Here is a 4,997-nt window from a genome sequence, read left to right as displayed (position 1 = left end):
GCCTGATCACTCCAAAAATGCACATCGACCTGGCCCGCTTCGGCGGGCTTTTTCGTGTTCGGTTGGTCTCGATTTTGGTGTAGTTTTGCACCTGTCGTGGGCTCTTGCCCTGATTCTCGCGGGATCTTTGCTCAGAGTTGGATTTTTTGGAAAATAAGTATTTGATTTGAAATGGTTAATTTAACTGCTTGGAGACAACTTCGCCCGGAACTTCAGAACACCGCGCTTCGTATAGAGCCGGTTGTCGCGCTGACCTGGGACGTTGCGGAATTGCTCACCCGCCATTTCGAGATGATGCAGGCGCAGACACCGTCTGAAAGCTGCCATGTGATGAGCGCCGATGATCTTTTTGCGGCAGGCGCAAAAGTCTTTGCCGCGCGGGACGACACCACAACGCTTGGCATCGCGGCGATCAAACCGCTGGACAGCACACATGGCGAACTGAAGTCGATGCACACCCGTGTCGAAGCCCGGAGCAGGGGTGTCGGAGCGGCTCTCGTTCAAAGAATACTGAGCGAAGCGACAGACCTCGGCATGACACGCATCAGTCTCGAGACCGGATCAGAGGCTCCGTTCGCTCCGGCGCGACGTTTGTACGAGCGTTATGGTTTCGACTATTGCCCGCCCTTCGGCGATTACGTCGAAGACCCACTTAGCGTTTTTATGACCAGAACCCTGTGACCGTCTCTTGCCCCGAGCGGGCAAAGTCTGCAAATAAACACCCAGCGGTCCCTTAGCTCAACTGGATAGAGCAGCTGACTTCTAATCAGCAGGTTTGGGGTTCGAGTCCTCAAGGGATCGCCATCAGAATTCTTGCCGACTCGCCTCCGCACAGGTTCCTGACCGCGGCTTTTTTGACGTCAATCCGCGGCGGTCACCCGCCAGATGATGTCGCCCACGTCATCCGCCATCAAAAGCGACTTTCCGTCCGGCCCGATGGTCACACCAACGGGGCGGCCATATGCCAGCTTTTCGTCTTCCGACAGGAACCCGGACAGAATGTCCCGGGCGGGACCGCTTGGCGCACCGTTCTCAAATGGTACGAAGATCAGTTTGTACCCGCTGAGCTTGGAGCGGTTCCACGACCCGTGCTGGCCAATCACCATGCCAGCGCCGAAGCCCGGCAGCGTGCCTTCTGGCATCCAGCACAGCCCAAGCGACGCCGTATGTCCCCCAAGTGCGAAATCCGGAGTGATCGCTTTCGCCACCATCTTGGGATCCTGCGGCACGCGGTCATCCACCGTTCGTCCCCAATAGCAATAGGGCCATCCGTAAAAGCCACCGTCCTGAACCGAGGTGAGGTAATCCGGCGGGGTTTCATCGCCAAGACCGTCGCGTTCATTCACAACGGTCCACAGCTTGCCGGTCACCGGTTCCCACGCCATGCCAACGGCATTGCGCAGACCCGAGGCAAAGATGCGCGCTTGGCCCGTCGCCACGTCCAGTTCCCAGATCGCGGCGCGGCCTTCCTCCACCTCCATACCGGCATCGCCGATATTCGAAAGCGACCCGACACCGGCATAGATTTTCGTACCATCCGGCGAGGCCAGCAGGCTGCGGGTCCAGTGACCATGCGGTTTGAACGCCACCAGCGGTTCGCCCTCGCCTGACAGGGCCGTATCGCCAGAGGCATAGTCAAAGACGCGGATACCGTCAGTATTGCCAAGGTAGAAGCGGTTTCCGACAAGGGCCATGCCAAAAGGTTGGTTCTGATTTTCAACAAAAACTTCCCGGATTTCGGCAGTGCCGTCGTTGTCGGCGTCGCGCCAGAGGGTGACGCGGTTGGCGCTTTCCCCGATTGCCTTGACCCGTCGCATCGTCGCCTGCGCGGCATGGTCCATCAGCGTTTTGGGCGGACCGGCTTGCTCCTTCGATTCCGCAACAAGAACATCGCCATTCGGCAGCACTTCGATCCAGCGCGGATGATCCAGACCGGACGCAAAGGCATTGACCTTCAGGCCGGGTGCGCAAATCGGCAGCCGTCCGTTCTTCCACCCTTCCGCAATCGGCATCTTGAGGGTCATGATCCCCTGTTTGCGCGCTTCGGGAATCTCGGGGTGAGCGCCAAAAGCCTGCGTGTCGGGCGCACTCAGCCGCCGCAGAAAGGCGACAGTGCCACCAACGATTGCAGTTGCTTTTGCGACAAGTTCCATATGTGCACTCCCCTTTGGTACCTTGTAGCGTAACGAAGGTCAGCGCGGAGTGACAGCCTGTTTGCACTGCCTTCGGACGAGGCAGAGAGCCGCGGTTTGATTCGCTAAGCAACCGGCAGGAAAATCCCTTCGAAGAACTTGGCTAACTCAGTCGTGGCATCCAATGGCAGGATATGGGCCACATATTGATCCGGTCGCACAACGATCATGCAGCCTGTGTCCCGGTGAATTCCGCGCATGTCATATATGTCGTGACCAGACTTGTGATCGACGCAGAACACCTTTTCGAAATCGCGCAGACCGTAACGCCCTTTTGCCGGGCGCAGGAGATCGGGCATGTCCTCAAATCGCAATGACATAAAGTCCTGCTGGAACACCGCGCGCAGGTCGATCCGCCTGTCCAGATCGTCACCCTTGCGCATGACCCGCACAATGGGCGACGCGGGATCCGTTGCGAGAAAGGCGCACAGCCTGTGCATCGCTCCATCGACTACCCCTGTGTCATCCCGACCGGCAAAGGCATAGATCCGCCACCGGCCATCGGCCTCGGCGACATGACCCAATTGCAAGGGCTTCACATCGGCCAGCCGGATCACGGGCGCTGAATGAAAGCGCTTCCCGACAATCTGCCCCGTCGCAAGATCCTGACGCGCCGCCGCCGACGTGAGCCGCGACGGCTCGTATTTCACCGCGAGGCCGCCGGTGAATTCGAGGTTCTCGATGAACTGCTTCTGGAACCGTGGCATCTCATCGCCATCCAGTTCGGACTGACCCGGCGGGGCACTCATGATGCGCGCCCATGTGTGATCCGTCTCGACCATCCGTTTCGCCTCCAGATGCCGTTCGGCGGAATAGCTGTGCAACAGACTTGGGTCCGAAAGCCCCTGCAGAACATGCGCCAGTTTCCAGCCAAGATTGAACGTATCGCCCATCGACACATTCATGCCCTGTCCGGCCTTCGGGCTGTGCGTGTGGCAGGCGTCTCCGGCGGTGAACACCCGCGGCAAACGCGTGCCGATCTGGTCAGACGGCACATCGTCGAACCTGTCGGACAACCGATGACCGATCTCGTAGACCGACCACCAGACCACCTCTTTGACGTCGATGCTGTAGGGCCGCATGATCCGGTTCGCCGCAGAGATCATGTCCTCGGCTGCGAGATTCCGGCCTGACACGCGCTCGTCCGGGTTCAGCTTGTCCAATTCCACATACATGCGGAAAAGGTATCCACCCTCGCGCGGGATAATCAGGACATTGCCTTCGCGGGCGGACTGGATCAGGCATTTCCGGCGCAGATCGGGGAAATCCGAGTTTGCCAGAATGTCCATCACCCCCCAGGCCTGATGCGCGGCATCCCCCTCCAGACGGCCACCAATCGCGCGGCGCACCGTGCTGCGCGCGCCGTCGCACCCCACCACGTAATTGGCACGGACGGTTGTCGTCCCACGGGCCGTTCCGTCCTCCGACACATGTTCCAGAACGACGGTGACGGGGTGATTGTCGGTCGCGGTGTCGATGGTCAGATCGTGCACCCGCATCCCGTAATGCGGCTCCAGTCGCGTCGGCGCGTTCTTCATCACATTGAGAAACAGCTGATGAATGCGCGCCTGATTCACGATGGTATGCGGCATTTCGGACTGGTCGTCCGGCACGTCCTGCGTGATCCCGATGCGGTGGATGTGGTCCGGTTCGTCCGGGTCGGGCCGCCAGAAGGCGGTTTGGTTCACCCAATAGGCCTCGCGTTTGACGGTCTCGGCAAAGCCGAACGCCTGAAACATCTCCAGGGAGCGGACGCTGACGCCATCGGCCTGTCCCTTTTCCATCGGGCCGGATTTCGGCTCCACGATCATGGTCGTGATGTCGGGAAAGCCGGCCAGTTGTGCCGCAAGACACAATCCTGCCGGTCCGCAACCGGCGATCAGCACATCGACCTTTTCCAGAAGACTGGTGGGTCTGGCGCGCTCCGGGGCAGGGGGTTTGATGTCCGGATCGCCGGGTTTGAAGCCGTCGAGATAATACTGCATGGTCAGGTCTCCGGCGTGCTTGTATTGAAATTAGTAACTACACATATCAATTACACAGGAAAATAAATAAGTATACATATTTTTCTTGTCATCCACCTTCCGAGGTCGAAGACTGTCTTCTCAATGGGCAGGAAAGGGAGCGCGCCTTGGAAATTCTCACGATGCCCGGTCACGTGATCCGGCGCCTCAACCAGATGTCGACTCAGGTTTTTGCCACTCGCATGCAGGAAAAAGGTTTCGACCTGACCCCCGTGCAATTCGCAGCACTCGACGCGATTCGTGCCACGCCCGGACTTGATCAGGCCAGCATTGCCGCAAAGATTGCCTATGATCGGGCCACCATTGGCGGCGTCATGGAAAGGCTTCTCCAAAAAGGCTATGTCGCCCGTGTGGTCAGTGAAAAAGACCGTCGTGCACGGGTGATTACACTGACCGAAGAAGGCGAGCACGCCTACCGGTGCATCCTTCCCGTCGTTGCAGAGTTGCAAAAAGATATACTGGCAAACCTGACAGCTGAGGAACGACAGGTGTTCCTGTCTTTGGCCTCCAAGGCCCTTGGGGCCTGACATGGGGGAGGGTGCATCTGCCCATGAAACCGGCACCAGATCGGGTTTTGCAAAAAAATCGAACGGAACCGAAAAAAGGGCTTGCGGAGTTTTGCGCTGGTCTCTAGGTAGCGCTTCACCGGCGGCGCTGAGGCGGATGTTGGGACATCGGACGGGGCGTTGGTTGCTTACGGTGGTGGATAATTCAGGGGTATATGAGGGCGGGCGCGCCGTGAAGTTAGGGCGCACTGGTCTTGTTGTTTGTCTCTGAGTTG

At 58.8% G+C, this 4,997-nt stretch carries 4 protein-coding genes and 1 tRNA gene; 3 read left to right on the top strand and 2 right to left on the bottom strand.

The features are described from left to right. Window positions 1–171: 171 nt before the first annotated feature. Both JJ869_RS22000 and JJ869_RS21995 read left to right on the top strand, forming a co-directional pair. A complete protein-coding gene (locus tag JJ869_RS22000; protein ID WP_292270815.1) occupies window positions 172–681 on the top strand; it encodes a GNAT family N-acetyltransferase in 510 nt (169 codons plus the stop codon). Window positions 682–727: 46 nt separating this feature from the next. After that, window positions 728–804: transfer RNA gene (locus JJ869_RS21995), tRNA-Arg, on the top strand. A 56-nt stretch (window positions 805–860) separates the two neighbouring features. On the opposite strand, the gene JJ869_RS21990 is transcribed toward JJ869_RS21995, so the two are convergent. Further along, window positions 861–2,153: a sorbosone dehydrogenase family protein gene (locus JJ869_RS21990; protein WP_292270812.1), complete on the bottom strand. Its 1,293-nt coding sequence runs from the start codon at window positions 2,151–2,153 to the stop codon at window positions 861–863. 104 nt (window positions 2,154–2,257) lie between these two features. Beyond that, entirely contained in the window at window positions 2,258–4,177 is a 1,920-nt protein-coding gene (locus JJ869_RS21985; RefSeq protein WP_292270809.1) for an FAD-dependent monooxygenase, read from the bottom strand. A gap of 146 nt (window positions 4,178–4,323) precedes the next feature. Here JJ869_RS21985 and JJ869_RS21980 point away from each other — a divergent pair, with 146 nt between their 5' ends. After that, window positions 4,324–4,743: a MarR family transcriptional regulator gene (locus JJ869_RS21980; RefSeq protein WP_292270807.1), complete on the top strand. Its 420-nt coding sequence runs from the start codon at window positions 4,324–4,326 to the stop codon at window positions 4,741–4,743. Window positions 4,744–4,997 lie beyond the last annotated feature (254 nt).

The sequence above is a fragment of the Marivita sp. genome, from assembly GCF_017643905.1.
Lineage (GTDB): Bacteria > Pseudomonadota > Alphaproteobacteria > Rhodobacterales > Rhodobacteraceae > Marivita.
Note: the sequence above shows the minus strand (reverse complement) of the source record. Positions and strands in the feature narration are given on the sequence as shown.

What these genes read in the sequence shown, in the direction of transcription:
- JJ869_RS21985 (WP_292270809.1), bottom strand. Translation starts at nt 4,177, where the DNA reads ATGCAGTATTATCTCGACGGCTTCAAACCCGGCGATCCGGACATCAAA.
- JJ869_RS21990 (WP_292270812.1), bottom strand. Translation starts at nt 2,153, where the DNA reads ATGGAACTTGTCGCAAAAGCAACTGCAATCGTTGGTGGCACTGTCGCC.
- JJ869_RS22000 (WP_292270815.1), top strand. Translation starts at nt 172, where the DNA reads ATGGTTAATTTAACTGCTTGGAGACAACTTCGCCCGGAACTTCAGAAC.